This is a genomic window from Paenibacillus sp. DMB5, from assembly GCF_001517085.1.
In the GTDB taxonomy this organism is placed as follows: domain Bacteria; phylum Bacillota; class Bacilli; order Paenibacillales; family Paenibacillaceae; genus Paenibacillus_AQ.
Window position 1 is genome coordinate 38,743 of record NZ_LRAC01000013.1, and the last position, 26,010, is coordinate 64,752.

A 26,010-nucleotide genomic window follows, 5' to 3' on the forward strand; every position below is an offset into this window, starting at 1 on the left:
CTTTTAAGTACGTACTATCCACTTCTGCCTACGTGGTTCATAATAGCATTTACCGGCCGGTGATTACCATACTACAGGAGTGGAAAACATGTCCCTGAATCAAAAAAGAAGCACGCTCGCGCTGCTGGCGCTTGCAGTCAGCGCTTTTGCTATCGGAACAACCGAGTTTATCAGTGTCGGGCTGCTGCCGCTGATAGCTGATGATCTGCATATATCCGTAACGGCGGCCGGACTGACGGTCACCCTTTATGCTCTCGGTGTTACCTTCGGGGCGCCTGTCCTGACTTCCCTGACAACGGCGGTGTCCCGCAAAACACTGCTGCTGGCGCTTATGGTGCTGTTCATCCTCGGCAACAGCCTTGCAGCCGCTTCAGGCGGCATTGCCCTGCTGCTGACGGCCCGGGTCATCTCTGCCTTGTCTCACGGCCTGTTCATGTCCATCGCTTCAACGATCGCTGCAGATCTTGTGCCGGAGAACCGCAAGGCCAGTGCCATCTCAATTATGTTCACCGGCCTGACCGTCGCTACCGTAACAGGTGTACCGCTCGGCACGCTGCTGGGCCAGCACCTGGGCTGGCGGGCAGCCTTTATCGCTATCGCCGCCGTAGGCGTTGCCGCTCTGGCCGCTAATCTGCTCCTCATTCCTTCAGGACTGCGCAAAGGTCAGCGTACACCTCTTAATGAGCAGGTTAAGCTGGTGACTAACGGACGGCTGCTGCTGGCTTTTGCCATAACAGCCCTCGGATATGGCGGCACCTTTGCCGTCTTCACCTATCTGTCCCCGCTGCTGCATGAGATCAGCGGCTTTAAGGAGCAGACAGTTGCCGTAATACTGCTCGTTTATGGCTTAGCGATAGCCGCCGGCAATATTATCGGCGGCAAAGCCGCCAATCACAAGCCGATGAATGCCCTGTTCTATATGTTCGCCCTGCAGGCGGCCATACTGCTGGTCCTGACCTTTACAGCTCCGTTCAAAACCGCCGCCCTCATCAGCATCATCTTCATGGGACTGCTCGCCTTCATGAATGTACCCGGGCTGCAATCCTATGTTGTAATGCTGGCTGACCGGTACGCACCTGGAGCCAGAGATATTGCCTCTGCGGTAAACATCGCCGCCTTCAATGCCGGCATCGCCATCGGTGCCTATCTTGGTGGAATCGTCACAGAGCATCTGGGCCTGATTCATACAGCCTGGGTCGGGTCGGTCATGGTGCTTGGAGCGGTAGTACTTACCGCGCGGAGCCGTTCGCTCGAGCGCAGAGATGAACAGCTGACGCATCGTACAACAGCCTGACCCGGGAAGTATCCATTCGTTACACTGCAAGATCAACAAAATCCGGATTACACTAATCCATCTCGGAGGTTATTTATAATGACACAACATACAGCACAGCATTTACAGGATACAACAGAACTACAAGGAGGCGTGAAGATGCCTTGGCTCGGCCTGGGTGTATTCCAGGTGGCCGATGGCGAAGAACTCGTGCAGGCGGTAAAGTCGGCCATTGCCCACGGCTACCGGAGCATTGATACTGCAGCCATTTATCAGAATGAGCGGGGAGTAGGACAGGCTATTGCCGAGGCGCTGGCGGAGAACGGACTGCGGCGTGAAGAGCTCTTCATCACCTCTAAAGTGTGGAATGCTGATCTTGGCTATGAAGAAACACTGGCCGCCTATGAGGCCAGCCTGGAAAAACTCGGCCTGGACTATCTGGATCTGTACCTGATCCACTGGCCGGTAAAGGAAAAATACAAAGAAGCCTGGAGAGCGCTTGAAACGCTCTACAAAGCAGGCCGGGTTAAAGCGGTCGGAGTCAGCAATTTTCAGATTCATCATCTGGAGGATCTGCTGAAGGATGCGGAAATCCGCCCGGCGGTCAATCAGGTCGAGCTCCATCCCTACCTGTCCCAGCAGGAGCTCAAAAGCTACTGCCGTGAACAGGGCATCCAGATCGAGGCCTGGTCGCCGCTGATGCAGGGCGGGCTGCTTGATCAGCCTGACCTGCAGAGAATCGCTGCCAGAGCCGGAAAGTCAGTCGCCCAGGTTATCCTGCGCTGGGACCTGCAGCACGGCATTGTTACGATTCCGAAGTCAACGAAGGAGCTGCGGATTAAAGAGAATGCCGCTCTGTTTGATTTCGAGCTGAGCGCTGAAGAAATGGCTGTCATTGACGGCTTAAACCGCGATCAGAGAGTCGGTCCGGACCCCGACAACTTTGATTTCTAAGGCTGGACACTGCCCACCGCCGTAATCAGCACCGGCAGCACCAGGAAAGAGGCCAGCGTGGTCCAGACGATGCAGCGCGATACCAGTGAAGGCGAGCTGCCGAACCGCTCGGCCAGCACGACCGAGTTGACGGCGACCGGCATGGATGCCAGAACCAGCAGCACCGAGAACAGGGTCCCGGAAATATTCAGCAGCAGCAGGACCAGCAGGGCGATCAGCGGTGACAGCAGCAGGCGGACAGACAGGCCAGTCCAGAAGGCCAGCTGCACATTGCGTTCGGTGTGGCCGGCCTGGACCCTGACCATCTGGGCACCGAGAATCGCCAGGACTACAGGCGAATATGCACCTGCTACCATCGAGACGCCTGAGGCCAGCTCCTGCGGCAGCTGCAGGCCAAGCCCTCTCAGCAGCAGAGCGAGCAAAGCGGCATAGACGGCGGGAAGGGCAAAGACGGATTTCACTGCGCTCTTCACATTGAACTGTGACCGGGCGGCAAAATAGACGCCGATCGTATTCACGATCACCATCTGGACGATCACATAGACCGAGGCCTTGTCGAGTCCAAGCTGGCCAAAGGCCAGCAGGACAAGCGGCAGCCCGTAGTTAACGCTGTTCGTAAAAGTGGAGATCAGGGTCAGTCCCGCCGCTTCGGGCGGAGCCAGGGTCAGCAGCTTGCCGAGCACTACCGATACAAGCCACAGGAGCAGCAGATTCAAAAGGGCAAAGGCAATCGTCTGGTACACGTCGCCGAAGGAAATCTCGGCATTTGCCAGCGTATCAAGAATGATGGCCGGGGTCAGAAAGTACAGATAAAGTGTAAGTAACGGCTTGGTGTCCAAATTTTTGTAGCGGGCCAGCAGCGCCCCGGCGGTAACGGGGATGGCCAGCGGCACGATAACCTCCACTAAGGTCGATAATACCTGCTGAATCACGGTCCAGGACTCCTCTATGCTATAGTTATTCCCTACTATACCCCCGGAAGCAGGCAACGTCCAAGATTTGGAGACAATATGCTTAATAGACAACGCCTATGGAGAGACTGAATACTATAGGCAGGCACACCAAAAATCCCTGTCCCCGGAATACCGGGAGACAGGGATTTCTGTTCTTAATCTGCTTTGATCTCCAGTAGCTCATATTTAATGACACCCATTGGAGCATTGACTGCTATGACATCGCCGACCTTTTTGCCGATCAGCTCTTTGCCCAGGGGGCTTTCATACGAAATCTTGTTGTTCAGCACATCGGCCTCAGCCGGACCGACCACTCTGTATTCAATCTTTTCGGCGAACTCCACATCGTTAAGGATGACAACGGTCCCTACACTCACGGTGCTCAGATCCATGCTGCTGGAGTCGACGATCTGCGCCTTGGTCAGCATCTTCTCCAGGATCATGATGCGGGTCTCCATGAAGGACTGGTCTTCCTTGGCCGAGTGATACTCGCTGTTCTCCTTCAGGTCGCCATAGCTGATCGCCAGCTTAAGCCGGGCTGCAAGCTCCTTGCGCCCTACTTCCTTAAGCTCTCTAAGCTCATCCTCAAGCTTGGCCAAACCTTCTTTGGTCAAGAATACTTCTTCATTAGACATGATCACAACTCCTATTTTTGCCTGCTTTATTGTATTCTACCCTATATTTGTGTTCTGTAAAAGGATTGACGAAAAGCAGTGCAGCTGGTAGATTAGATTAAATTAATCACACGAATTGACTCGGAATTACACTTTAGCCAAAGGGGCTGGTCACCATTAACTTTGTTTTCTTCTCCCCTCATTTCCCCAGAAACAGTGCTGATTTCTGTATCCAGCTGCAGCGCCAGGGGGTGTTCGTGCTCGGGATCGGCGATGCCGAATATGATCATCTGGAGGATCGGCTGCAGCTTGCACTGACGGAATACTATAAGGTATCCGACCTCGAAAATTACGAAGAAATTCTGCGGGCTGTCGGCTATTTCACCCACAAATACGGCAAGATCGACCGGTTTGAGTCGCTGAATGAATACTGGCTGGAGCAGGATGCCGCGATCCGGACCGATTTTAACATCTACGGCACTAAAAATGATTTCGTCCAGAACCTGAAGCAGAAGTCTAAGATGAAGGAATTTTTCCGCAAAAGCGGGGTAAGCACCGTCCAGTTCTCGACCGGAACCACCCGGGAAAGTGTGGATGATTTCATTCAAAGCGCCGGATTCCCGCTGGTGGTGAAGCCTGACCTCGGCTCAGGGGCCAGCAACACCTTCAAGATCAGCAACGAGGCTGAGCTGCAGCATTTTTTTGACCACAAGCCTGCGGACGTTTCGTTTATTATTGAGGAATTCATCGACGGGGTGATTCTCACCTATGACGGTCTGGTTGATCGAAATGGAGAGGTACGCTTCGCCGTCAGCCATCTGTTCGAGAACAGCGTCATGGACGTCGTGAATACGGACAACCATCTCTATTATTTCTGCCTGAAGGACATTAGTCCGGAGGTTGAGGAAGCCGGAAGAAGCATCCTGAAAGCTTTTGACATCAGGGAACGGTTCTTCCATATCGAGCTGTTCAAATCGAAAAAGGACGGACGGATCATCGCGCTCGAAGTGAATATGCGGCCGCCCGGTGCCTGGATGACGGATGCCATTAACTTCTCCTATGATGTTGACGTGTATAAGGAATGGGCAGGGATGGTGGCCAGGAATGAGGTCGGCGGCCCGTATGAAGGCAAATACTACACCGGCTATGCCAGCCGCAAGCGGCACAAGCATTATACCCACAGTCATGAAGACATTTACCGTACCTACGGGGACAAAATCGTCAATTACGCCGAGATCGAGGAAGTGTTCAGCAGGGCGATGGGCAACAGCGCTTATCAGTTCCGCTCCCCGGACCTTGAGACCGTCAGAGAAATCGTGAAGTATATACAACAAGAAGAAGGATAGGATGTGCTACGGATGAAGACAAGCTACCGCAAGGAATACAGCCGTCACCTGAACAGGGACATGGAGTATAAAGTATACGGCCACGCCGGCAAACCGATGCTTGTCTTCCCCACCTCGCTTGGCCGTTTTTATCAATATGAGGACTCCGGGATGATTGCGACCCTCTCCAGTTTCATCGAAGCGGGCAAGCTGCAGATCTGGGCCTGCGACAGCATTGATGAGGAGACGTTCTTTTCCTCCCACTGGAACCATGAAGATAAGGCGGTCCGGCATGAGCAGTATGACAAATACATCACGCAGGAGCTTATCCCCGGTATCCTCCATGAGAGCAAATGGAATAACGGCGGGGATGACCAAAAAATCCTGATTTCCGGCTGCTCAATGGGCGCCTATTACAGCGGCAGCTTCTTTTTCCGTTATCCGCACTACTTCGATACGCTGATCGCCCTGAGCGGTGTGTATTCGACTTATTACTTCTTCGGCGATTATATGAGTGAAAATGTCTATTACAACTCTCCGCTCCATTACCTGCCGAACCTTGCGGACGAGGACTATCTGAACCGGTACCGCAGCAGCAGGATTATCCTCTGTGTCGGTCAGGGTGCTTATGAGGACGAAATGCTGCATGAAACCCGGCTGATCGAGGAGCTACTGCAGCGTAAGGACATTCCGGCGCAGGTCGATTACTGGGGGTATGATGTGGATCACGACTGGTACTGGTGGAACAGGCAGATTTATTATTATATAAACGGCGTTTTGTAAAAATGTTAACTGGAGCAAAAAGCCCCGGAGCACTTGGCTCCGGGGCTGCTTTGTTATTAATGTGATATGGGGCTACTCCGGCAGATGCTCCTTGCAGAACTGTGCCAGCTCGGCTTCCTCTTCATCCTCCAGGTCGAACTCAAGCAGCCTGCCGGTGGTTGTCTCCAGCAGATCATAGGTGACCAGCACCGCTTCACCCGCTTCTGCCTTAACTACAGCACGTACAGATACCCCGTTCTCCTCGTACAGCTCATCTTCCTCCGGAATATCCAGATTAATCATGAACTCATACCGCTTGCCGCTCAGAATGCCGAACGGATCTCTAACATCCTCGACCGTATAACTTGTAAATGTCAGCACACACGAACCTTCTTTCTTTAGATAGCTTCCTGGGTCTTCTTGATCTGTTTGCTGCGCAGCTGTCCGCAGGCCGCATCGATATCCACTCCATGCTCCAGCCTTGTGCTGACGCTGACTCCCTGCTTCTTCAGCGTGTCGAAGAAGGCACGAACAACTTCCCTGTCCGTCCGCTGGTACTGGCTGTGCTCATCGACCGGATTGTACGGAATCAGGTTGACATTAACCAGCTGCCGGCGGTGCTCGCCGATCAGCTCGGCCAGCTCAAGCGCATGCTCCTGCTGGTCATTGATATCCTTCAGCAGAATATATTCCAGCGTAATCCGCCGGTTCGTCTTCTCCAGATAGTAATCAATCGCCGGCATCAATTTCTCCAAAGGAATGGCGCGGTTAATCTTCATGATCGAGGTCCGCAGCTCGTTATTCGGCGCATGCAGCGAGATGGCAAGATTCACCTGGGTGTTGGCATCAGCAAATTCTCTGATTTTGCCGGCCAGGCCGCTTGTCGATACGGTGATGCCCTTGCCGGCGATCGCAAGTCCCTTATGATCCTTAACGGTTGTCAGGAATTTCAGCAGGTTCGTGAAGTTATCGAACGGCTCACCGATCCCCATGACTACAACATGGCTGACCCGCTGGCCCAGGCCGGCCTGATCCAGATGCAGCTGGACCTTCATGATCTGCTCGACAATCTCTCCGCTCGACAGGTCACGGCTCTTTGCCAGCAGCCCGCTCGCGCAGAAGCTGCAGCCGATGTTGCAGCCGACCTGGGTGGTCACGCAGACGGACAGGCCGTATTTTTGCCGCATCAGTACGGTTTCAATCAAATTGCCATCATACAGGCGGAACAGGAACTTGACGGTACCGTCAGCGGACTCCTGCTTCACATGCTCCTCCATCGTCTGAAATACAAAATGCTCGGACAGCAGCCGGACGCATTCCTTGTTGGCCTCTGTCATCTCTTCAAAATCAGTAACCCGTTTGCGGTACACATATTCCCAGACCTTGGCAGCGCGGGACTTCTTATGCCCGTGCTCCATCAGCCATGACGTCAACTCTTCTAAAGTTAATCCATAAATGGATTGTTTATTCATGGTATACCTCTTTTCAAAACATTAAAGTTAAATCTGTTCCAACTTTCTATTGTAGCTTTCACAGCCCAATATGCCAACAACAATATCTTCTCATTCTCTCAAATTTTACTTATTAAAACAAGAGCAATCCGCGCTCCGGCAGGCGTAATTGCAATATTACACAAAGCTTTCACAGGCATGCAGATGCAGCACGCGGCTATGCGTATAAAAAAAGCAGCGCCTCTGCTTCTTCCGCAGGTTGCGCTGCTTGTACAATTGATTATTAGGGGCAGGATTATTCAAAGACAGCAAACTTCAGTCCCTGCCCTTTCAGATAGGCAATGATTTCGGGAAGCGCCTGCAGGGTTTTCTGCTTCTCGTGCAGCAGATAAATGCCGCCCGACGGCTCAGATTTCTTGAAGTAGTCAAGAATATCCTTCGGGCCTGACGCTTTCCAGTCCTCCGGGTCACGGTTCCAGAGCAGAATGTTTAACTGCTGTCTGTCCGCCACTTCAGCGAGCCCGCTGTTCACCGCTCCATAGGGCGGCCTGAAGATTGTCACCGGGGCGGCTGTAAGCTGCTCCAGCGACCGGCTTGCCCGTTCCAGGTTAATCCGGTTCTCCTCCGCCGAATTGGCTGTCATATCGCTGTGATCCCAGGAATGGCTCCCGACCGGCATGCCATGCTCATCGGCATAGCGGACCGCCCCGGGATTCCGGCTGGCATTCACGCCGATGAACAGGAAATTGGCGGCAATCCCCTCCTTCACCAGAATATCTACCAGCTGCTCGGTGTAGGATGAAGGACCGTCATCAAAGGTGAGGGATACGTAGCCCTCCGGCAGGCTATAGGTATAGCTGTCTCCGGAAAGCTCAATCGTCTCATAAAGAGCCCGGGGCTGCGCGGGCAGCCCGCTTGTACCGTAGCAGCCTGGGCCGTTCCGCCCGAAAGCGGGACCAGCCGTAACCCGTCGGGGCTGATTGCTTCAGGTGCCTCTGATACGTTATGTACGCGATCTTGGTCTGGATCCGCAGCCGCAATGGCTGTACCTGCCGCCCTCTCCGTGTCCGCTGCTGATGCAGCTGATGAAGCCGTGTCTGCATTTGTATGATCCTGTCTGGCTTCAACGCTGTTTGCAAACAGCCATGTCTCTCCCGTGCCCATACGCAGCAGGAGCAGAACCAGCAGAAAACCGAACATCAGGCCGCGCAGCAGCACAGTCCGTTTATATCTAGTCCCTGGCATTGCAGCCTGCTTATACTCTGATATTACAGGCATGGTGCGGGCATCCGCCGCAGCCTCCTGCCGATCCGCTTGCAGGGAGGGAGCATATTCCTGTTCCTTCAGCTCAAACAGCTGCCGCCCGTAGCTCTCTGAGCAGTTAAAGTACAGGGTTTCGCTGAAGTTGTCTCTTATCCTGATCAGACTGCTGAAATATGTACGGCGGAAAGGATCCCATTTCATGTATAACGATAGCCGCACCTTATACCCGCTTAGGGGGCCGAGGGCAGCGATTTGCAGATATGTATGTTCATCAATGCTGAGTATATGTCTTCTGCAGCTGTTCCGGCAGGTTATTCTAAGCTCCAATTGACAGCTTCCGTCCCGGTTGCCAAGCGCCAGCAGTTCGGCCAACAGGCCGGTGTTATCATCATGTGCAGCCATACCCGTTATGTATCCCCGTATTCTTCATTACGCTCTGCGGCAGGACTGCCGGCACTGAAGGGAACAGTCATCCGGCTCGTAAAATCACTGATCATTCCGGCGAGGTAGGCTTTTTCCTGCCGGACTGTTTCGTATTTCTGCCGTAAATGCCCGTTTTCTGTTTCCAGCCGGCTAATCCGGTCCTCCAGCTCAATAATCCGCTTGTGCTTATCCACATGGGCTTCATGATGCTTCTGCATCAGCTTGGCGTACTTCTGCTGCTCCAGATCAATCGTGCTTTTGAGCTCATCGGCCTTAGCCGACATTGTGTCCTGAAGCTCGCGGTGATCCTCCAGCACCTGGTCCATTTTCAGATTCTTCTCGGACAGGCGCTGTTCCAGCTCCAGGATATCCTTCTCCCGGTCTTCAATAACCTTGTTCAGATTCCTCAGATCCTTGCCGAGCCGCTCAATATGGCTGTTAGAGTGGTTCAGGCGGTCCTGAAGCTCATAATTACTTGATTCGGCATGTGCCCTGGCCTGAATCATCTGTTCCACCGCAAAAATCAGATCCAGCGATTTCTTATCCAGCTGGGTTTTGCCTGCGGAGATCAGGCCGGCTGTGCTGTCATTGTGCCCGCTGCTGTCCGGCTCCCCTGCAGGTACTTCCTCCGCCTGCGGCACCGGTGCTGCTCCGGGATTCAGCGTCCGTTCTGCCGCATCCTTTTTCCTAAAAAAAGAACCTGCCATCTATCCATCACCTCGAGATAAAATGTCAAAAAATGTCGAGCATTTACGAGATTATTATAGATGATTTACCTGGTCCGGAAGTGAGCCGAATTGTCTAACTTTCCGTCGTATATCCAAAGGACCATTTTACTGCGAAAGGGATAATTACCCAAGCCTTTAGACCGACAACCGGCTGCCGGCACAGCAAAAAGCGCAGCCCGAAAGGACTACGCTCATCTGCACCAGGGCAGTTTATTTATAGAGTACCTTTTCTACATTGTATTTTGCTCTGAGCTTGTTCACAATGTAGGTTTCGTATATTTCCCGGTCCACCGGATCTTCAACGACGCAGACCTCAATCTTGGTCACTTCATCCCGGTGAGGCTTCATTACAGAGACGTTGTCCTCGAAGTGCTTTTTGATCCGCGGTCTAAGCTTTCTGGCTTTGCCTACGAACAGCAGCTCGTCCTTATCGTTATAGAACATAAAGATGCCGCCCGCCTCCCGCGTAAACAGGTGAAAGTCGGTAAATCCGTAAATATGGCTCAGCACCGGGTTCTCTTGCTTGGTGATCGTAACATCCGGCGCAGGAATCGTAATATTAATCATTCGTGCTCACTTCCCTTTTTTTACTGGACTAAGCTTACATAGTATCACAGATCAAACGGCCTGACTATTGATGAAAAGGGCATTTCAGCTCCTGGGCAGGCATTGCAGATGCCTCTTGTCCTGCCGGTTCCTCACAGTCCGGATTACTGTCCCGTCCGGCATAAGCCGGCTTCTGATATATCAGGCGCGGACTGAGGTTAAGCTCCCTCAGCTTGTTGTCTTCCCAGATTGGTGTCGAAGAAGGTGACATCGGCGGGATCAGCCAGTGCCATTTGCCGGACACCTCCCGGCCCTTCTGCCTCTCCTGCTCCTGAAAACGGACGAACTGGTCAGCGGCCGTATGATGATCCACAATGCTGACTCCCGCCTGCTTGAAGGAATACAGTACAGCGCGGTTCAGCTCCAGCAGCGCCCGGTCCTTCCACAGGGAGGTATTCGTCGAACGGTCCAGGCCCAGCAGGTCGGCTACCGCCCCCAGCCGGTTATACCGCCCGGCATCCCCCAGATTGCGCGAGCCGATCTCCGTCTCCATATACCATCCGTTAAAGGGGGCTGCCGGATAGCGGATCCCGCCTATCTCCAGCAGCATGTCGGACACCACCGGAACAGCGTACCAGCGCAGCCCCAGCTCGCCGAAGCGTTCAATCTCCGGATGGCTGAGCGGAACCTCCTGCACCAGCGCATCGGGTATGGTGAACCAGCGCGGCGGCTCTTCCCCGATGCTGATGACCAGCGGCAGCACGTCGAAGTCGCCGCCGCTGCCCTGCCAGCCGAGCCTCCGGCAGACTGCCGTAAAGGCATCCGAGGCCGGGTCGCCGCGGCGGGGCTGCCCGTCTGCTGCCGGGTATCCGGCATAGCGGATCAGCTGGTGGTTCCAGATCCGGATGGCCTTGCCCGGCTCCCTACCGCTGCGGAACACGGTCATTACCGGACGGATACGGCCGCCGTTGCCTGCCCGCTCCAGATGCCTAAGCAGCGCTTCCGCCACTTGAGAGGCGGTCTTAGCCTCGCGGGCATCGTTAACCTCCAGCGTATGCCAGAATAAGCGGCCAATACAGCGGCTGTTGTGCCGCCAGGCCATTCTGGCACCGTGCGTGAGCTCTTCCGCTGTATGATGATAGGTTCCCGTCTGTCTGATTTCTTTATGTACTGCCTCTATGCGTCCGTTCAGCTCAGCGGATGATTTCTCTAATTCACTGTAACACTGCCGGAGGAACGACGCGGCCTGTTCAATTCGTTCTTCCATGCTTGTGGTTTCGCGGGTCTGCATTTCCATATGGTCCTCTTCCTACGTATAGTGTAAATCATCCGGGAATCGTATATTATTATTGAACAGTTAATTACTGGATATAAGTGATATAAGAGGAGCTGCAATATGCCTGGAATTAAAATCAATCGTCAAGGTGAAAACCTCATCATCCGCTGGCAGTTAACAAAAATTGAAATTCCGGTTACGGAAGTAACAGGAGTAACGCTGGATGACACTTATGGAGGCACAGACAAGGAAGCCATCCGTATCGGCACACCTTATGGAACCACCGGCAGGATTGTTATCCGGACAAAACAACGGTCTTATCTATTATTCACCTCTAATGCAGACGTTATCAAGGAAAAGACAGAGCATCTGTTGAAAATGGAAAGCTGACAGTTATCAAAATCCATAGTGATGGAGGCAAAAAAATGAGCAAATTCGGTATGTATGCCAAGTTTACCGCCAAGCCTGGTGAACGTGATGCACTCGCGGCCATTTTGCTGGAAAGTGCTGCAGCGGCTGAAGCGGTGGCAGAATGTGAGCTGTACATCATCAATCATGCTGAGACAGAGCCTGATGTTCTCTGGGTAACAGAGGTCTGGAGCAGCGAGGAGGCCCATGCAGCCTCGCTTGCCCTTGAAGCTACAAGAGCTGCAATCGGGCGGGCGATGCCGCTGATTGCAGGTGTGGAGTCAACAAAAATCCGGCCGGTCGGCGGAAAAGGGCTGAACTTCAGCAATGGCATTTAGACCGTTATAGTCTATAGCGGAGCCTATTCATTCCTGCGTCCAGCTGACTAATACGCAGGCTGCCCCCTGCATCAGAGGCCGCAGGGGGCAGCATTAACTACTCCCCATCCAATTCGGCCAGCCGGGCCATAATTCTCCGCTTGCGGTAGAGCATCTGCGCCGCCTCCGCCACATCCTCAAGCGCCTTGCGGTTGGTATACGCTCCGAAGAACATTCCCGCCACCGGAACCGTCTGCAGCAGCTTCTTCCAGCCCCAGTTATCGCGGTATACGGTGATGACTTCCTTCCAGCCCTGGATTTTGGAGACAGCGGCATTAGCGCCGGCTGTAATATCGCCGCTGCCGCCGGCCTGCAGATTCAGCTCCTGAAGTATTGTCCGCTTGCCGACCACATCGGAGGAGGCGAACTGCATCACTTTTACCGTGAAGATCCGCTCCGTCTTATCTGTAGGATCATAACCGTAGCACAGGCAGATCTCCTGAATCACCTTCAGCGACAGCCCCAGAATGGCCGGAATATCCGCAGCCAGCGTAAATACACCGCCGAAGCCCGTTGTCGCGCCCTGCACGGTGGCGACGTTCCGGCTGCTTCCGCTAAGCTTCTCCGCAGCGGCATCCATAACCGCCAGAGGATAGGGCCCATGCTCCGGAGCCCCAGCAGCTTTGCCTGCAGCCTCAACAAGCTGTCCTACCTTGCGTCCGGCTACCAGATAATTGCCGCCGTTCTGAATATAGCTGCCCAGCTCGTCCAGCAGCTTGCCTATTTTTTCATGAATGACCTTTGGGGTGACCTTGTCGAGCAGCTTGAACGGGAGACGGGTAATCCGGTCCCAGATCATCAGCTTATTCTGTTCCTTTTCCCACGCAGCAATCGCGGAAAGTGCGCTGAGCAGTTCCTCCCGCGTCTCCAATGATTCAGCCTTCCCTGTGTTGTCCGGCATTCAATCGCCTCCATATAGTTAAATATCAGCCCGGCTCTGCAGGCTGCGCTGTTTCTGAAGTTCTACGCTGGCCTGTAAAGGGCGGTTTCATCATCTCTAAGAGAATTAACCTCAAATCGCATACTTGAATGCCGGGATGCCGGATATTCTGCCTCCCTGTTCCCGCTACAGAAAAAAAGCATTCCCGGACAATGCCGGAAATGCCGGAGATACTCTGCACCGCGATAGCCTAGTCCTCAAATCCGCCCAGCTGCTGCTTCAGGCCGGCCAGCCGTTCCTGTTCATCGGCAAGCCGCTCTTCTACCAGCTCTACGCCATGGCCGTCCACCGAGCCTTCCGGTGCATGACTGACGGCTTCCTCTGCATGTGCCAGGCTGTTCTCCGCCTGGGCAATCGTCTGCTCATCAGGATGGCTTAATGCCTGTGAGACGGCATTATGCAGCTTAGTGACCGAATCATGGGCCTGATCCACGGTGCTGTTGGTCCGCAGGCTGGATTCGTAATGTGGTTTCATGCTGGATACTCCCCCTTTTCTCACACACTGTCTTTCTTCTTTAGGATGGATAGGGGGAGGCGTTCTTATGCACCTGCCTGCCGGGCAGGGCGGCCTAGACTCGGTTGATTGCCTGCTGCGCCGTGCAGCCTAAATTAGAAAGATGGCGGTGACCGTCATTGCCGCCAGCCCCAGCAGGACCGGCTTCAGATTGCGCCGGGCCAGCTCGAACGGGCTGACGCCGCAGATGGCGGCAGCGGGAATGAGCGCCCACGGGATCAGGGTGCCGCCGCCGACCCAGATGGCGGCCACCTGCCCAAGGGCGGTCAGCGTTGCGGCGCCGGAGTGGATCGCCGCCGCGAACATCTGGGCAATCGAGCCGGCCAGCGAGATGCCGGAGAAGCCGGAGCCGTCGAGACCGGTGATCGCGCCGATCACCGTCAGCGTTACGGCTCCTACTGCGCCGTTAAGCGGCACATGCTCCGCCAGGGCAACGCCGAGGTCGTTGACGATGCCGTGCGAGCCGTCCGGCAGCGCATTGCCGTACAGTGCGGTAAAAGCAGAGTCGCCGAGATAGAAGAAGGCGGCGATCGGGATAACCGGGCCAAACACCTTGAAGCCGAAGACGAAGCCTTCGATCAGGTAGCTGGTCGTCTTCTCCAGCCCCTGATTGCGGTGTGCCAGCAGCGTCGTCACGATCAGAATAAGCACGGCTGTGCCGCCGACAAGGGCTGTCGCATCCCCTCCCTGCAGGTTCAGGACGAACATGCAGATGACATCCAGCAGGAACAGCAGCGGGATGGCGATGGCCAGCCCTTTGCGCAGCCCTGCACTCATATAGACCGGCGCTGCCCCATCCGCTCCGGATGCCGCGAGGTCTGCCGGCACTTTTCCCGTAACCAGCCCGTCTCTCCATGTTCCGTTCTTTTGGTCCCGGCGCATCATCCAGAAGGCTGTAACCGTAGTTACAAACCCCATAACAATAACCAGCGGTACGCTGGCCTGCATCACGCTGGAGACCGGAAGGCCGGCGGCATCCGCAGTCAGCTTGGGCGCACCCTGAATAATGTAATCGCCGGACAAGGCAATGCCATGGCCGAACAGGTTCATCGCCATCGCCGCACCGAGAGCCGGCAGGCCAACCCTTACAGCCACCGGCAGCAGCACAGCACCGACCAGCGCAACTGCCGGTGAAGGCCAGAAGAAGAACGAGGTTACCATCATAATCAGCCCGATCCCCCAGTAAGCCATTGCCGGCGTCCGCAGGAAACGGGTTAGCGGAGCGACCATCATTTCATTAATGCCTGTAATGATCAGAATCCTGCTCATTGCCACAATAATGGAGATAATCATAATGGTCCCCATCAGTTCCTTGGTCGCATAAATGAATGAATTAAATATTCCGGATACGGAACCTGTGACAGTCGTTGTAGCCAGCAGTCCCAAGGCAAAGATTCCGGCCACACAGATCATCGTCGTGTCACGCCGCCGGATCAGCAGCGCCAGAATGAACACGATAAAGACCAGATATACATAGTGGATTGCACTTAAATGGATACCCATCGAGAAGCGCGCCCCCTTTCCTCTATAGCAGAATGGTGCTATATGCTATGCAGAAGACCGGGCGTATGTTCGCAGGTTCCGGGCTGAAGCGACAATATTCGCCGGTCCTGTAGAGAGGACATCAAAAAGACCGCCCCGGAGCCGGAGCGGCCTGAATCTTGCCTATATCTTCACTGCAACGATCATAAAACGGTGTTCCATGCTTGCTATATAGCCGTCACGCTCAAGCTGCTGCTGAAGCAGAACAAGCCGGTCATAACATTTCTCAACCGAAAAGCCCGGGAATTCCCATTCTATAATTTTTGCAAAATACACCAGCGCCCCTATATCCCTGAACCGCAGCAGCGGGAACATCTCAGCGGCCTCTATAACCTTGAACCCGCTGCGCTGCAGTTCACTGCAGACCGGCTCCACGCTGAATTGATGATCGGCGGGAGCTGCTTCTTCACCAAGCAGATACTCCGATAAAGCCCGGTTGTTCCGGCCTCCGACCTGCTGGGTAATAAAGACCCCGCCCAGCTGCAAAATCCGGTACACCTCCCGGGACGAATAAGCCTCATGCCGGTTCATAACCAGCTCAAACAATCCGTCCGCAAACGGCAGTTCATCATCCGAATACACCTGCCTCAGCTCAATCCCGTGAGGCGGAAGCAGCTTACTGCAAATCTCCACATTAGGCGGATAAGCCTCTGTAGCGTAGGTCCGCCCCGGCGGAGGCGACAGTGACAGCAGGAACTCTCCGCCGCCTGTGCCCATGTCCAGCAGGTTGCCTGCTGCAGCATTCATATATGTTCTAACGGCTGCTTCGTAATCCCAGGGCAGCGCTTCCTCATCCATCCGTCCGGCCAGCGCGGAGAAATCCCAGCCCCGGAAGGATCGCTGCTCCTCCTGCAGCCAGCTTTTCTTCCAATAATCCATATCGATTTTGTGTGTTCCCATCATAATGCCCCTCTCGCATATGTGTATTAAGTACCTCTGCGGATAAGGTGCAGCCTGGGACCAAACTGATAACAAGTTATATTCCTTCTATAGCCCGGTGCGATCCTGTTATCAGATCAGTCTGGCTGCACCGGGCAGTTACCTCGTTTAATCACCATCATGGTTGCCTCACCTTCCAATGAGTAAGCTGGTGTTACCCCTTCATAGTAGCATGCAGACATAGCAAGGGGAAGCCTGACGGCTCCCCCCTTCTTGCATACTTTAGTGTTCTGCTAAAAAGCTATTTCCCCAGTGCAGCCGCAGCCGCATCTTCGCCGCCGAGACGTCCGGAGGTGAAGGAGTAGCCAAGGCCCACGCCGTTGCCGACATAGGTGTCATTATACAGCACACCTTCGGACTCCAAACCGACGGCATACAGTCCCTTAACCGGCACCCGTTTGTCATTCAGCACCTGGAACTTTGTGTTTACGAGCAGGCCGCCGACCGAACCGAGATTGTTGATCTCTGCAATTACGGCATAGTAGGGGCCGCTTTCGCCCATCGGCAGCAGATATTCCTTCGCTTTGCCGAATTCGCTATCCACCCCGCTCTTGGCGGCCGCCTCGTATTTGGTGAAGGCCTCCTTGAACACAGCGGCATCCATGCCTGCGCTTGCAGCCAGCTCTTCGATGGTATTGCCTTTAAATCCGTCACCGTTTGCAGCCATGGCATCAAATACCTTGTCCGCGTCCTGCCAAGGATTGTCCAGAGTGAACTTGTCTGTGAAGGCCGCGTAGAATTCCGGCGGCATTCCCGGCAGGGCTGGTGCTTTTACCCCGTTCATCCCCTTTGTCTTCAGCGCGTCAAGCTGTGCCTTTGAGACGATAACCAGGTGATAGGCTCCGTTAAAAGCACTGGTATTCGCCGCCGCTACGGCGGTAAGCGTCGCCGCCTCGTCTCTGAATCTCGCTCCCGAAGGGCCAACGTTCATAAAATTAGGCAGATAGGTTGTCATCAGCGGATAACTGGCCTGGAACGGCTCATACTGGGCCTTCAGCTTCTCTGTTGCTCTGGCCAGCGTCTGGTGCAGCATCTGTCCGCCGAAATTATCCGGCACCTTGGCTCCGGCTTCCCAGGCCATCTTCAGGCCTTCCCCGATATTCTGGCCCAGCCCGCCGTTAACGCCTTCAAACCCGAAGGCCTCCTTGACCATTTCCTTATTGGCCGCGTAACCGCCGGTTGCCATTACAACACTTTTGCCGGTAATTTCAAGGGTCGTGCCGTCAGCTTTTTCGGCTACTACTCCGGTTACTTCACCGCCTGCGCCAGTAAGAAGCTTCTTGGCAGTCGTTTCGGTGAGGACCTGGCCGCCGCCTTTTTCCACTGATTCAGCCAGCATGGCCCGCAGCAGATCCTGGCGTGTCTCATAAGCCGGAAGCATATGCAGCTGTTCGCCGCCAAAATTGATAAAGGTCGTCTGGTATCCCTTCCCGGTCAGCCAGTCGTAGGTTTCACCGGACTTGGTTACATATTGACGGACCGCTGCCGCATCCACCCGCCAGTGATTGTTAACGATCCAGTCGGAAATTTCCTTCTCAAGGCTGACTTTCAGTCCGCTGCTGACTGCAGCTGAAGAGTTATAGAATTTCCCCGCCCAGGACAGATTGCTCGCCCCGCCGATGGTCGCTGTTTTTTCGATAAGGATCACCTTGGCGCCTTTATCCGCAGCCGATACTGCCGCCGACACGCCGGATGCTCCTGCACCCACAACGACTACGTCAGCCGCAAGCTGCTCTGTTTTGCCTGCGCCTGCTTTGGCGACTTCCCGGGATTTGAAGGCGGCAACGTCGCCGCCGGCCTGATTAAGGGCATCTTCAACGGCAGCCAGAATAGCATTGCTGGACTCGGAAGCCCCGCTGACGGCATCCACCTTCAGGGTCTGGCCGGTGATAATCTGCTCCTTGATCTTGTCGATCGCCTCTACGCCGATTCCGGCGGTTTCGCTCTGGCTGACAACCTTGATGTCCGTAATGGTCTGTTTGTCGTCCAATGTGACTTCCACCTGAATTTTGCCGTCCTTACCGTCTGCCTCTGCTGTGTAGGTTCCCGCCTTAAAAGAGGCCGGTATCCCGCTGCTGTCTGCCGCCTGCTGCGTAGCCTCGGGCGATGCTGTCGGCTGTCCGGTTGCCGCCGGCTCCGCGGAATTTCCGCTGCAGCCGCCGATGACGGCCAGGATCATGATCAGACTGATGGACACATTGAACATTCTGGTTAAGCTTGGCTTTCTCACTTTCTTGTTCCCCCTGTCAGATGTGCTGCTTACTTAATGCTAATGCCACTGAGTGTAAACCTTGGTGCAGCACCAAGGTCAATGAAGGAGTTGTGAATATTTTCTCAAAGTAAGAGGTGCGGAAAGGAACGGATGATCAGGTACGGATAGGAATGTTGATTTCCAGATACGTCCGGTTCTCGTCCTGCAGCCGTTCTGTTAACAGGATTTTGCCGTAAATATCGCCATTCACGGTATGGCCCAGCTCCCCGGCGTAATCGAGCATAAACTGGAAATCCTTCAGCTCAAGGTCATCTTCATAAGAGGTAATGATGACGGATGAGACGCATACCCCGGGCGGAATGAACTGCATACTGTCATTGATGCATACGCCCAGCCTCTGCTGATCCTCTTCGAGGAGCGCCAGCCCCCAGCTGTAATCGAGCTCCCCGCTTGGGCTGAGGATGTCCGTATTCTCCGTGCGAAAAGAATAGAAGGTGAACGGCAGCAGCTCCATCCAAGCCTGAACCGTTGCTTCAGGCACTCCTTTTGCAGCAGCTGGTTCTTGTCCGTCTGCTGAAGCCGGTACATTCCCGCCATCTGCTTGATCCGGCACTTATAAAGCGTATCCCCCAGCTCCGTAAGCCCCTTATGGATGCTGTTGATTTTGTCCAGCAGCATGGTGCTCCGGCGGATTTCCTCCTCCAGCTGCAGCTGCGCGGCGTATATCGACTCCACCACCCGCTCTGCCGGCGCCTCGCTGACCAGCTCGGCCACATTTTGCAGCGGAATCTGCATGCTCCGGTACCAGCGGCTAGACAGCAGATTCCGGGCATCCAGATCATTGAAGTACCGGTAATTGTTACGGCAGCCCTTTTCAGGCTTCACAATATCATGCTTCTCGTATAAACGCAGCGTATCCGCCGTTATGCCAAGGATCGACGCGAACTCCCCGATCGAATACTTCATAAAAAGCCCCCCAGCTTTGCCGAAATTTCATGTTGGTAATACCCTTCATGATAATTGGTTCGTCTGGAAGCTTTTGTGGTGTTTATCACACGGCTCTGAATACCTCCAGGCCGAATGCACTCTCAAAAGATTATTCCCATTGTAGGCCTAAGCGTGTGCTTTTCCAGTCGCCTGCCGGTGTAAATCTCGTATATACTTACAATATACCAATCAATGCTATACGCAGAGGTGATTCCTTAATGAACCTGAAGGAAAAAGTACACAGCCTCCCCTTAACACCCGGCGTCTACCTGATGAAGGACAGCCTCGGCCACATTATTTATGTCGGTAAGGCCAAGCAGCTCCGCAAACGGGTTCAGTCGTATTTTTATAATAATAAAGGCCACTCCCCCAAGGTTGTCCAGCTTGTCCGCAATATCAGGGACCTGGAGTACCGGCTGACCGATACGGAATTTGAAGCTTTCATGCTGGAGTGCCAGCTGATTAAAGAAATCAAACCGATGTATAACCGGAAAATGAAAAACCCGCTCGCCTACAGCTACATCTCCGTCCGTGAGGATAAAAGCCGCCGCCAGCTCGAAGTCAGCTACGATCCCGGCCTTCCGGGGGACAAGCTTCACTTTGGCCCGTATACGAGCAGAAGCACGGTAGAGCGTGCTCTGCAGGGCATTAAGGAGAGCCAGCGGATTCTATGCAGCAATTCTCATACCCAGGGCTCCCTCTGCCTTAACCATTCGCTCGGCCTCTGCATCGGCATGTGCGGCGGAGGCGCTGCGCTGGAAGCCTATAACAGGATTATAGACAGAGTAATCGCGCTGCTGGACGGGCGGGATCTGAGTATACTGAATGATCTGGAGCAGCGCATGAACGAGGCGGCAGATCGTTTCGATTTTGAGGCGGCAGCCAAGTACCGCGACTATTCGGGAGCAGTCCAGGCGCTGCTGCATAAGGAAAAGGTGTCGCGGTTCACCGGGGAGAACAATAATATCGCCGTGCTGGAGCCGGTGGACGGGGACGTCATCAAGCTGATTCTGATTAAAGGCGCGCGGATTATATACCGGACTTCACTGGATCTGCAGCATACGGACCGCGAGCGGCTGCAGACTGCGGTGCATTCGGCCATTCTGGAGCATTTCACCGCTGAGGCTCCCGAGGATGCCGGTAGAATTAACCGCCATACGATTGATGAAGCACAGATTATTTACAGCTACCTCAAAAGCAGCTCCGGCAGCTATCTGATCGTTCCGCAGGAGTGGCTTGCTGCTGCACCCGGGCCTCTGCTGGCAGACGCCGTGGACAAGCTGCTGTCAGACTGTTTTGAGCAGCTGGAGGAGGCGGATTAGCCGACTGGCTTATTCATTTGATGCCTTGCAGAGAAGGGGAACAGTAAATGGGGCGTTGAGCGGGCGCGGTGTATAGGGCACCGATAGTTAGAAGTGTTATGTTGGAGCTGTGTGTGAAGCGGTTTGTTGGAAACGGCATCTTGGAGCAGTTTGTTGTTATGGTGAGTGAGACAAAGCTGTTTGGGCGGTGATTTGGTGCGGCGAGGTCTACCACTAAGTGGATTTATGCCACTTAAATCCTTGCAAAGTTCCGCTATCGGATATTTAGTTGGAGATTCGCCACTTAAATCCCTCCTATTCTTCGTATATGCAGGATATCAGGGAAAATAAGTGGCGAAATTCCACTTAAAACCTGTAAAAACTTAAAAACGCACGAATTAAGTGGCGTTTTTCCACCTAAATGTGCAAGAAAGCCCAGTGCCCGCAAGCTTAGTGGGATTATTCCCTCTATCCCTGCAGCCAACCGGGCTAAATGAGCTACTTTATGGGATTTCTCCCTCTATTCCGACGGTCAGGGCGGCTGATGGAGCTACTTTATGGGATTTCTCCCTCTATTCCTGCGGCAAGCGGTGTTAATCAGACTACTTATAGGAGTTACGCTCTCTATGCATGCAGCCAGCAGGCGCTGTAACTCAACCTTTCTCCGATTATGTACAACAAAAAAGCTGCCCCGGGTCATTGACCGAGGGCAGCCTTTTGTCTATCCGGCTATATATCCATCAGCTTATTGCTGTTGCTCACACGCTTACGCCTGCGCGCTGTTCACCAGGGCGCTGATCCCTTCGCTGAGCGGGGTCTGCGGGCGCTGCAGCAGCTTTTCCAGGTCACCGCTCTCAATGTCCAGCGCGCCTTCGCGGATGGCAGCCTGGATGGCCACCACGATTGGCAGGGCCGCTTCCGGCACGCCTGCTCCGGCCATTACGCTTGAATAAGTAGCATCATCCACCTGCTGCACAGGAATGTCTTTGCCGAGCACACCGCCGGAAATAGCAGCCAGCTCTGCCTGGGTAAGCGGCTTGCCGGATAATTCATATACGGCATTCTCATGGCCTTCACCGGTAAGAACAGCGGCGGCGGCTTCTGCATAATCGCGGCGGGTTGCCCAGCCCACCTTGCCTTCACCGGCGGAGGTCAGCCAAGGCGCTCCGGCGGCGGCGGCATGAATGGAGCCGGCCTCATTTTCCAGGTACCAGTTGTTGCGGAGGAAGGCATACGGAATGCCGGATTCGCGGATGAATTGTTCAGTGGCCTTGTGTACCGGTGCGAGGAACAGGGAACTGGATTCCGCATGTCCGACACTGGTGTAAGCGATGAAGCCTACACCTGCACGGACAGCCGCATCTACTGCCGCTTTGTGCTGGCGGATACGGGTGTCATTGTCCCCATCTGCCGAAACAATCAGCAGCCGGTCCACACCTGCAAAGGCCTGATCCAACGTATCCGGCTGGTCGAAATCACCATGGCGCACATCGACGCCGCGGGACCGCAGGCTTTCCGCCTTCTCCGGGTTTCTTACACTCGCTACAAGGCTGTCTGCGGGAACAGTCTTCAGCAATGCCTCTGCTACAATAGAACCAAATTGTCCGGTTGCTCCTGTGAATCCAATTTTCATCTCAAATTCCTCCATTACCGATTTATTTTTATCAGAAATACTGCCTGTATATCCCTTTATTGCGTAGTTCACTCTTCCTGTAACTATTGTAGTTACAACTAGACTAATTGTCAAACTCTTTGTTTCCGCAAAAAAAAAGCGGCTGTTCCACATCCGGACACCCGCCGCAGTGTATGTATTTGTTAGCTTTCCCGCATGGTGCTATTCTTACAACATGTACTTATACCGAATAAGAAAGGTTCTGTCCTCATGTCTAAACCTCGAGCATCTATTTATGAACGCTACCTTCCGTCCGTGACGCCGGACCCGCAATATACCGGCTCTGTCTACTGGCTTGTCACCCATTCCGGCAGGCTGCTGGTAACCGAGTCGCCCGAGCAGACAGCCCTTCCGCTGCTGCCTTCGCTTGATTTGCTCGCAGCCGTTCCGAACCGCACGCTTTATCTCGGCTCCTTTGCGGGCATTCCCTGCTTCGCGGCAGATGTTCCAGCCGATACGCCCGAGCCGCCGGGCATGGCCTTCCACCCTCTGCGCACTTTGTACGACGTGCTCGATGAGGATGTGTTCCATCTGGCCGGAAGGGCACTGCAGCTGCTGGCCTGGGATGAGACCCACCAGTTCTGCGGCAAATGCGGCTCTGCAACAATGCTCTCCGCTGCAGAGCATGTCCGCAGCTGCCCTGCGTGCGGACAGCTCTTTTATCCGCGTCTGGCCCCGGCGGTTATTACAGCCATCCTGAAGGACGGCCAGATTCTGCTGGCCCACGCCCCCCATTTCCAGAACAATATGTACGGGTTGATTGCCGGGTTCGTCGAGCCGGGTGAGACGCTGGAGGACTGTGTAGCGCGCGAGATCAGGGAGGAAGTCGGAATTACGGTGAAGAGTATCACCTATTTCGGCAGCCAGCAGTGGCCGTTCCCCCATTCGCTAATGGTCGGCTTCCTGGCCGAATATGAGAGCGGTGAAATCAGCGTGGACGGAATCGAGCTCGATCATGCCGCCTGGTTCCGGCCGGACAGCCTGCCGAATATCCCGCCGCGGGTCAGCATCGCCCGTAAAATCATTGACTGGTACGTGGAACAGTACAGCTAAACGCAAAGCCCTATACACCCTTTACTGCCTGACAAGCGGCCCCGCGAGATAATCCTTCCGCGGGGCTGCTGTGCATAATGCTACCGGGCCGTCTTAAAGTAGCGGTACACCCGGTCCAGCTTGCGCGCATGCTTGCCGCGCGGGCTCTCCATGCTGCCGAACTCAAAAAACTTCACCTTGCGGATGCCGACATAGTTGAACAATGCCTTACGCATCAGGATCTTGTGCGCATTTCCCAGCCACAGCAGCGGATAGTTGGCCGGCCCTTTCATCACCGAAATACAAACTACCGATTTTCCCTTAAGCAATCCCTCAGGCAGTATCCCGCCCTTATCCTTATAAGCAAATCCTGAAGCAAACATCTGGTCGATATAACCCATAAGCATAGCCGGCGGACGTCCCCACCAGATCGGGTAGACCAGTACAATCCGGTCAGCCCACATCAGCTGCTCACGGTATTTGGTCAGCCTCGGGTCAATATGCATATCCCGCCGCCGCTTCTGTTCGTTGAAGACCAGCACCGGATCAAAGCCTTCCCCGTATAAATCCAGCACCTGTATATCCTTAACGGCTTCGTTCTCCCGGCTGCCCCGCAGCACCTCCTGCAAAAAAGCATAGCTCAGGCTCTGATGATTCGGATGTGTGTAGATTACCAGTGTGTTCATGCCAACACCCCTTTACTTATCATTTGATAACAAAATCCTAGCACAACCGAAAATTAGTTGTCAAATGATAATTGTTTTCTGATAATGTTTTTGCTATCGTCAAGGCAGAGGTGATCCCATGGACAATAACCTGTTATTTCAGCAGATAGTAGCCTTTACTACGGCCGTGCATCAGGTTACAAGCGACTTAACCAAGGATGTCAAATCAGGGGTGTTGACTCCTGTACAATATAAAATTCTCGAATACATTGCAGTAAGCCAGCCGGTGACCCTAAGCGAAATCAGCGATTGCATGCATATGTCGATGCCCAATACGAGCCGCGAGCTGAAGAAGCTGACCGAAAAACAGCTCTGCTCCAGAGTTACCGACCCGGCTGACCGCCGCAGACAGGGAATTACCCTCTCACCTGCCGGCGAAGCGATGATGGGTGAAGCCTTCCAGACTATCGGACGCCGGTTCGAGGAGCGCATTGCCCATCTTTCGGAGGAGGAGCGCCGGGAGATCGGACAGGCACTCGGGCTGTTGCAGCAAAAGGTTTTTTATTGAACCATCCCTTTACAGCGCCGGATAAACCCATCATTTACCACAAAACCATTACCTAAAGCCAGCGTCCTACTATAGACAATAAATCTATAGGCCAAGGTGATACACACATGACAAAACGCAATCCCGCCCTTCTATCGCTGCTCATCCTATCGCTATGCGGGGGAGGTGCCGCCTATGCGGACGCGCTTCCACAGGAGCAGGCGGACTCTCCGGTTATCTCAGTCTATCTGGACGGCAAGCCGCTTCGGTCAGAGGTAGCACCCCTGAATGTCGGCGGAACAGTGCTCGTACCGATGCGCGGGCTGTTCGAGGCGCAGGGAGCTGCGCTGAGCTGGGACAACACCGGCAAGACGGTCACTGCAACTAAAGACGATACGACGCTCACTTATCAAATGGGCGCCTCCTCTGCCAATCTGAACGGCAGGCCCGTTGAGGTGGATGTACCCGGCATAATCGCTGACGATACGGCGATGATTCTCCTGCGGATGGCCAGCGAAGCCCTGGGCAATACCGTGAGTTGGATTCCAGCCACCCAGTCGGTGCAGATCTCATCGGCAGCGGTTATTTATGAAACCTCGATCCTCCGGGGTGTAACGCTGCGCAGCAAGCCCGATGGCGAAAGCAAGCCCGTTACGGAGAACCTGCTGTCTGCAGGAACCAAAGTGCACGTAATCAGCGTAGCCGACGCGCTCTGGCTGAAGGTCCGGACAGAGGACAACCTGACTGGTTACATCTCGGCCAAGCCGAAGTTTACCGACTACACCAGCTCTTCCCTCGCCCAAAAGCAGGCTGCAGCTCTGCTCGCGTACGGCAGGACTTTTAACGGCACGCCCTACGAATTCGGCGCCTCCCCCAACCAGACGGATACGTTTGACTGCTCTTCCTTTGTGAAGCGCCTGTTCGAGGACATCCTGTCTATCGAGCTGCCCCGCGTATCCTACAATCAGGCAAAGGAAGGCACCAGGGTCGGGCTGGACGAGCTGCGTCCGGGCGATCTGCTGTTCTTCACGGCACGGGGTCTTGATATCGGCCATGTGGCGATCTACGCCGGAAATAACAAGATTCTGCACACATATTCCCCCGAAGAGGGCGTTCACACAGAAGACTTTGACAGCTCGTGGAAGAAACGTTTTGTGACCGCCCGCAGAATTTTGTAGTTTTACAGTGGCATACGCAGCAGCAAAAAGCCCCCGGCAGATGCACCGGACGGTGTGGTCAAGCCCCTGTTTCATAGACACTGAAAAAAGACCCTAGGCTATAAGCTGCTTCCGGTATTCTACCGGAG

General features: G+C 54.3%; 28 protein-coding genes. 10 read left to right on the forward strand and 18 right to left on the reverse strand.

Annotated elements, in window-relative coordinates; all coding sequences use genetic code 11:
• Nucleotides 1-88 precede the first annotated feature (88 nt).
• A complete protein-coding gene (locus tag AWJ19_RS03195; RefSeq protein ID WP_068721478.1) occupies nucleotides 89-1,294 on the forward strand; it encodes an MFS transporter in 1,206 nt (401 codons plus the stop codon).
• Nucleotides 1,295-1,372: 78 nt separating this feature from the next.
• Entirely contained in the window at nucleotides 1,373-2,227 is an 855-nt protein-coding gene (locus AWJ19_RS03200; RefSeq protein ID WP_068721480.1) for an aldo/keto reductase, read from the forward strand.
• Here the strand turns inward: AWJ19_RS03200 and AWJ19_RS03205 are convergent.
• Nucleotides 2,224-3,159: an AEC family transporter gene (locus AWJ19_RS03205; RefSeq protein WP_068721482.1), complete on the reverse strand. Its 936-nt coding sequence runs from the start codon at nucleotides 3,157-3,159 to the stop codon at nucleotides 2,224-2,226. The two genes, AWJ19_RS03200 and AWJ19_RS03205, sit on opposite strands and share 4 nt — an antisense overlap.
• 176 nt (nucleotides 3,160-3,335) lie before the next feature.
• Nucleotides 3,336-3,815, reverse strand: a complete 480-nt coding sequence (gene greA, locus AWJ19_RS03210; RefSeq protein WP_068721484.1) for a transcription elongation factor GreA — start codon at nucleotides 3,813-3,815, stop codon at nucleotides 3,336-3,338.
• 236 nt (nucleotides 3,816-4,051) lie between these two features.
• On the opposite strand from greA, the gene AWJ19_RS03215 reads away from it, so the two are divergent.
• Both AWJ19_RS03215 and AWJ19_RS03220 read left to right on the forward strand, forming a co-directional pair.
• Complete coding sequence (locus tag AWJ19_RS03215; RefSeq protein WP_241781576.1) at nucleotides 4,052-5,140, forward strand: ATP-grasp domain-containing protein; 1,089 nt, start codon at nucleotides 4,052-4,054, stop codon at nucleotides 5,138-5,140.
• 12 nt (nucleotides 5,141-5,152) lie between these two features.
• Nucleotides 5,153-5,902 (forward strand): alpha/beta hydrolase-fold protein, encoded by a 750-nt coding sequence (locus AWJ19_RS03220; protein WP_068721488.1) that lies wholly within the window; start codon nucleotides 5,153-5,155, stop codon nucleotides 5,900-5,902.
• Nucleotides 5,903-5,974: 72 nt separating this feature from the next.
• On the opposite strand, the gene AWJ19_RS03225 is transcribed toward AWJ19_RS03220, so the two are convergent.
• The 7 genes from AWJ19_RS03225 to AWJ19_RS03255 all read right to left on the reverse strand — a co-directional run bounded on the left by AWJ19_RS03225 (nucleotide 5,975) and on the right by AWJ19_RS03255 (nucleotide 11,589).
• Nucleotides 5,975-6,262: a DUF6509 family protein gene (locus AWJ19_RS03225; protein WP_068721490.1), complete on the reverse strand. Its 288-nt coding sequence runs from the start codon at nucleotides 6,260-6,262 to the stop codon at nucleotides 5,975-5,977.
• Between the two features lie 17 nt (nucleotides 6,263-6,279).
• Nucleotides 6,280-7,353, reverse strand: coding sequence for a 23S rRNA (adenine(2503)-C(2))-methyltransferase RlmN (rlmN, locus tag AWJ19_RS03230; RefSeq protein WP_068721492.1), 1,074 nt, complete (start codon nucleotides 7,351-7,353; stop codon nucleotides 6,280-6,282).
• A gap of 274 nt (nucleotides 7,354-7,627) precedes the next feature.
• The gene (locus AWJ19_RS03235; RefSeq protein WP_347231080.1) at nucleotides 7,628-8,209 is read right to left on the reverse strand and encodes a polysaccharide deacetylase family protein; all 582 of its coding nucleotides are present in this window, start codon (nucleotides 8,207-8,209) and stop codon (nucleotides 7,628-7,630) included.
• Nucleotides 8,110-8,997, reverse strand: coding sequence for a hypothetical protein (locus tag AWJ19_RS36195; protein ID WP_068721496.1), 888 nt, complete (start codon nucleotides 8,995-8,997; stop codon nucleotides 8,110-8,112). Before AWJ19_RS36195 ends, AWJ19_RS03235 begins: the two co-directional genes overlap by 100 nt.
• A gap of 5 nt (nucleotides 8,998-9,002) precedes the next feature.
• Nucleotides 9,003-9,725 (reverse strand): hypothetical protein, encoded by a 723-nt coding sequence (locus AWJ19_RS03245; RefSeq protein ID WP_068721497.1) that lies wholly within the window; start codon nucleotides 9,723-9,725, stop codon nucleotides 9,003-9,005.
• A 231-nt stretch (nucleotides 9,726-9,956) separates the two neighbouring features.
• Nucleotides 9,957-10,313, reverse strand: a complete 357-nt coding sequence (locus AWJ19_RS03250; protein WP_068721498.1) for a nucleotide excision repair endonuclease — start codon at nucleotides 10,311-10,313, stop codon at nucleotides 9,957-9,959.
• A 64-nt stretch (nucleotides 10,314-10,377) separates the two neighbouring features.
• Nucleotides 10,378-11,589, reverse strand: a complete 1,212-nt coding sequence (locus tag AWJ19_RS03255; protein WP_068721500.1) for a nitric oxide synthase oxygenase — start codon at nucleotides 11,587-11,589, stop codon at nucleotides 10,378-10,380.
• 99 nt (nucleotides 11,590-11,688) lie between these two features.
• Here AWJ19_RS03255 and AWJ19_RS03260 point away from each other — a divergent pair, with 99 nt between their 5' ends.
• Both AWJ19_RS03260 and AWJ19_RS03265 read left to right on the forward strand, forming a co-directional pair.
• Nucleotides 11,689-11,958, forward strand: a complete 270-nt coding sequence (locus tag AWJ19_RS03260; protein ID WP_068721503.1) for a PH domain-containing protein — start codon at nucleotides 11,689-11,691, stop codon at nucleotides 11,956-11,958.
• 35 nt (nucleotides 11,959-11,993) lie between these two features.
• Nucleotides 11,994-12,314 carry an antibiotic biosynthesis monooxygenase gene (locus tag AWJ19_RS03265; RefSeq protein ID WP_068721511.1) on the forward strand — a complete coding sequence of 107 codons (321 nt, stop codon included), beginning with the start codon at nucleotides 11,994-11,996 and terminating at the stop codon, nucleotides 12,312-12,314.
• Between the two features lie 97 nt (nucleotides 12,315-12,411).
• Here AWJ19_RS03265 and AWJ19_RS03270 read toward each other — a convergent pair whose 3' ends face one another.
• From AWJ19_RS03270 to AWJ19_RS03295, 7 genes are all read right to left on the reverse strand, one after another.
• A complete protein-coding gene (locus AWJ19_RS03270) occupies nucleotides 12,412-13,254 on the reverse strand; it encodes an EcsC family protein (RefSeq protein WP_068721513.1) in 843 nt (280 codons plus the stop codon).
• Nucleotides 13,255-13,483: 229 nt separating this feature from the next.
• Nucleotides 13,484-13,768, reverse strand: coding sequence for a hypothetical protein (locus AWJ19_RS03275; RefSeq protein WP_068721515.1), 285 nt, complete (start codon nucleotides 13,766-13,768; stop codon nucleotides 13,484-13,486).
• Nucleotides 13,769-13,897: 129 nt separating this feature from the next.
• On the reverse strand, nucleotides 13,898-15,310 hold the full coding sequence (locus AWJ19_RS03280) for a hypothetical protein (protein ID WP_068721517.1): 1,413 nt from the start codon (nucleotides 15,308-15,310) through the stop codon (nucleotides 13,898-13,900).
• A gap of 162 nt (nucleotides 15,311-15,472) precedes the next feature.
• Entirely contained in the window at nucleotides 15,473-16,252 is a 780-nt protein-coding gene (locus tag AWJ19_RS03285; RefSeq protein WP_241781577.1) for a methyltransferase domain-containing protein, read from the reverse strand.
• 277 nt (nucleotides 16,253-16,529) lie between these two features.
• Nucleotides 16,530-18,518: an FAD-dependent oxidoreductase gene (locus AWJ19_RS03290; protein ID WP_068721519.1), complete on the reverse strand. Its 1,989-nt coding sequence runs from the start codon at nucleotides 18,516-18,518 to the stop codon at nucleotides 16,530-16,532.
• Nucleotides 18,519-18,654: 136 nt separating this feature from the next.
• Nucleotides 18,655-18,783 (reverse strand): hypothetical protein, encoded by a 129-nt coding sequence (locus AWJ19_RS37160; RefSeq protein ID WP_277815777.1) that lies wholly within the window; start codon nucleotides 18,781-18,783, stop codon nucleotides 18,655-18,657.
• A gap of 14 nt (nucleotides 18,784-18,797) precedes the next feature.
• Nucleotides 18,798-19,466 carry a MerR family transcriptional regulator gene (locus tag AWJ19_RS03295; protein ID WP_241781578.1) on the reverse strand — a complete coding sequence of 223 codons (669 nt, stop codon included), beginning with the start codon at nucleotides 19,464-19,466 and terminating at the stop codon, nucleotides 18,798-18,800.
• Nucleotides 19,467-19,705: 239 nt separating this feature from the next.
• Here AWJ19_RS03295 and AWJ19_RS03300 point away from each other — a divergent pair, with 239 nt between their 5' ends.
• The gene (locus AWJ19_RS03300) at nucleotides 19,706-20,809 is read left to right on the forward strand and encodes a UvrB/UvrC motif-containing protein (RefSeq protein WP_068721521.1); all 1,104 of its coding nucleotides are present in this window, start codon (nucleotides 19,706-19,708) and stop codon (nucleotides 20,807-20,809) included.
• Nucleotides 20,810-21,554: 745 nt separating this feature from the next.
• Here AWJ19_RS03300 and AWJ19_RS03305 read toward each other — a convergent pair.
• The gene (locus AWJ19_RS03305; RefSeq protein WP_068721549.1) at nucleotides 21,555-22,421 is read right to left on the reverse strand and encodes an SDR family oxidoreductase; all 867 of its coding nucleotides are present in this window, start codon (nucleotides 22,419-22,421) and stop codon (nucleotides 21,555-21,557) included.
• 249 nt (nucleotides 22,422-22,670) lie between these two features.
• On the opposite strand from AWJ19_RS03305, the gene nudC reads away from it, so the two are divergent.
• A complete protein-coding gene (nudC, locus tag AWJ19_RS03310; protein ID WP_068721527.1) occupies nucleotides 22,671-23,513 on the forward strand; it encodes an NAD(+) diphosphatase in 843 nt (280 codons plus the stop codon).
• Nucleotides 23,514-23,593: 80 nt separating this feature from the next.
• Here nudC and AWJ19_RS03315 read toward each other — a convergent pair whose 3' ends face one another.
• Complete coding sequence (locus tag AWJ19_RS03315) at nucleotides 23,594-24,178, reverse strand: NAD(P)H-dependent oxidoreductase (protein WP_068721528.1); 585 nt, start codon at nucleotides 24,176-24,178, stop codon at nucleotides 23,594-23,596.
• Between the two features lie 118 nt (nucleotides 24,179-24,296).
• Between AWJ19_RS03315 and AWJ19_RS03320 the strand changes: the two genes are divergently transcribed.
• Both AWJ19_RS03320 and AWJ19_RS03325 read left to right on the forward strand, forming a co-directional pair.
• Entirely contained in the window at nucleotides 24,297-24,725 is a 429-nt protein-coding gene (locus AWJ19_RS03320) for a MarR family transcriptional regulator (RefSeq protein ID WP_068721530.1), read from the forward strand.
• Between the two features lie 107 nt (nucleotides 24,726-24,832).
• Nucleotides 24,833-25,882, forward strand: a complete 1,050-nt coding sequence (locus AWJ19_RS03325) for an NlpC/P60 family protein (RefSeq protein WP_068721533.1) — start codon at nucleotides 24,833-24,835, stop codon at nucleotides 25,880-25,882.
• The last annotated feature ends 128 nt before the right edge of the window (nucleotides 25,883-26,010 follow it).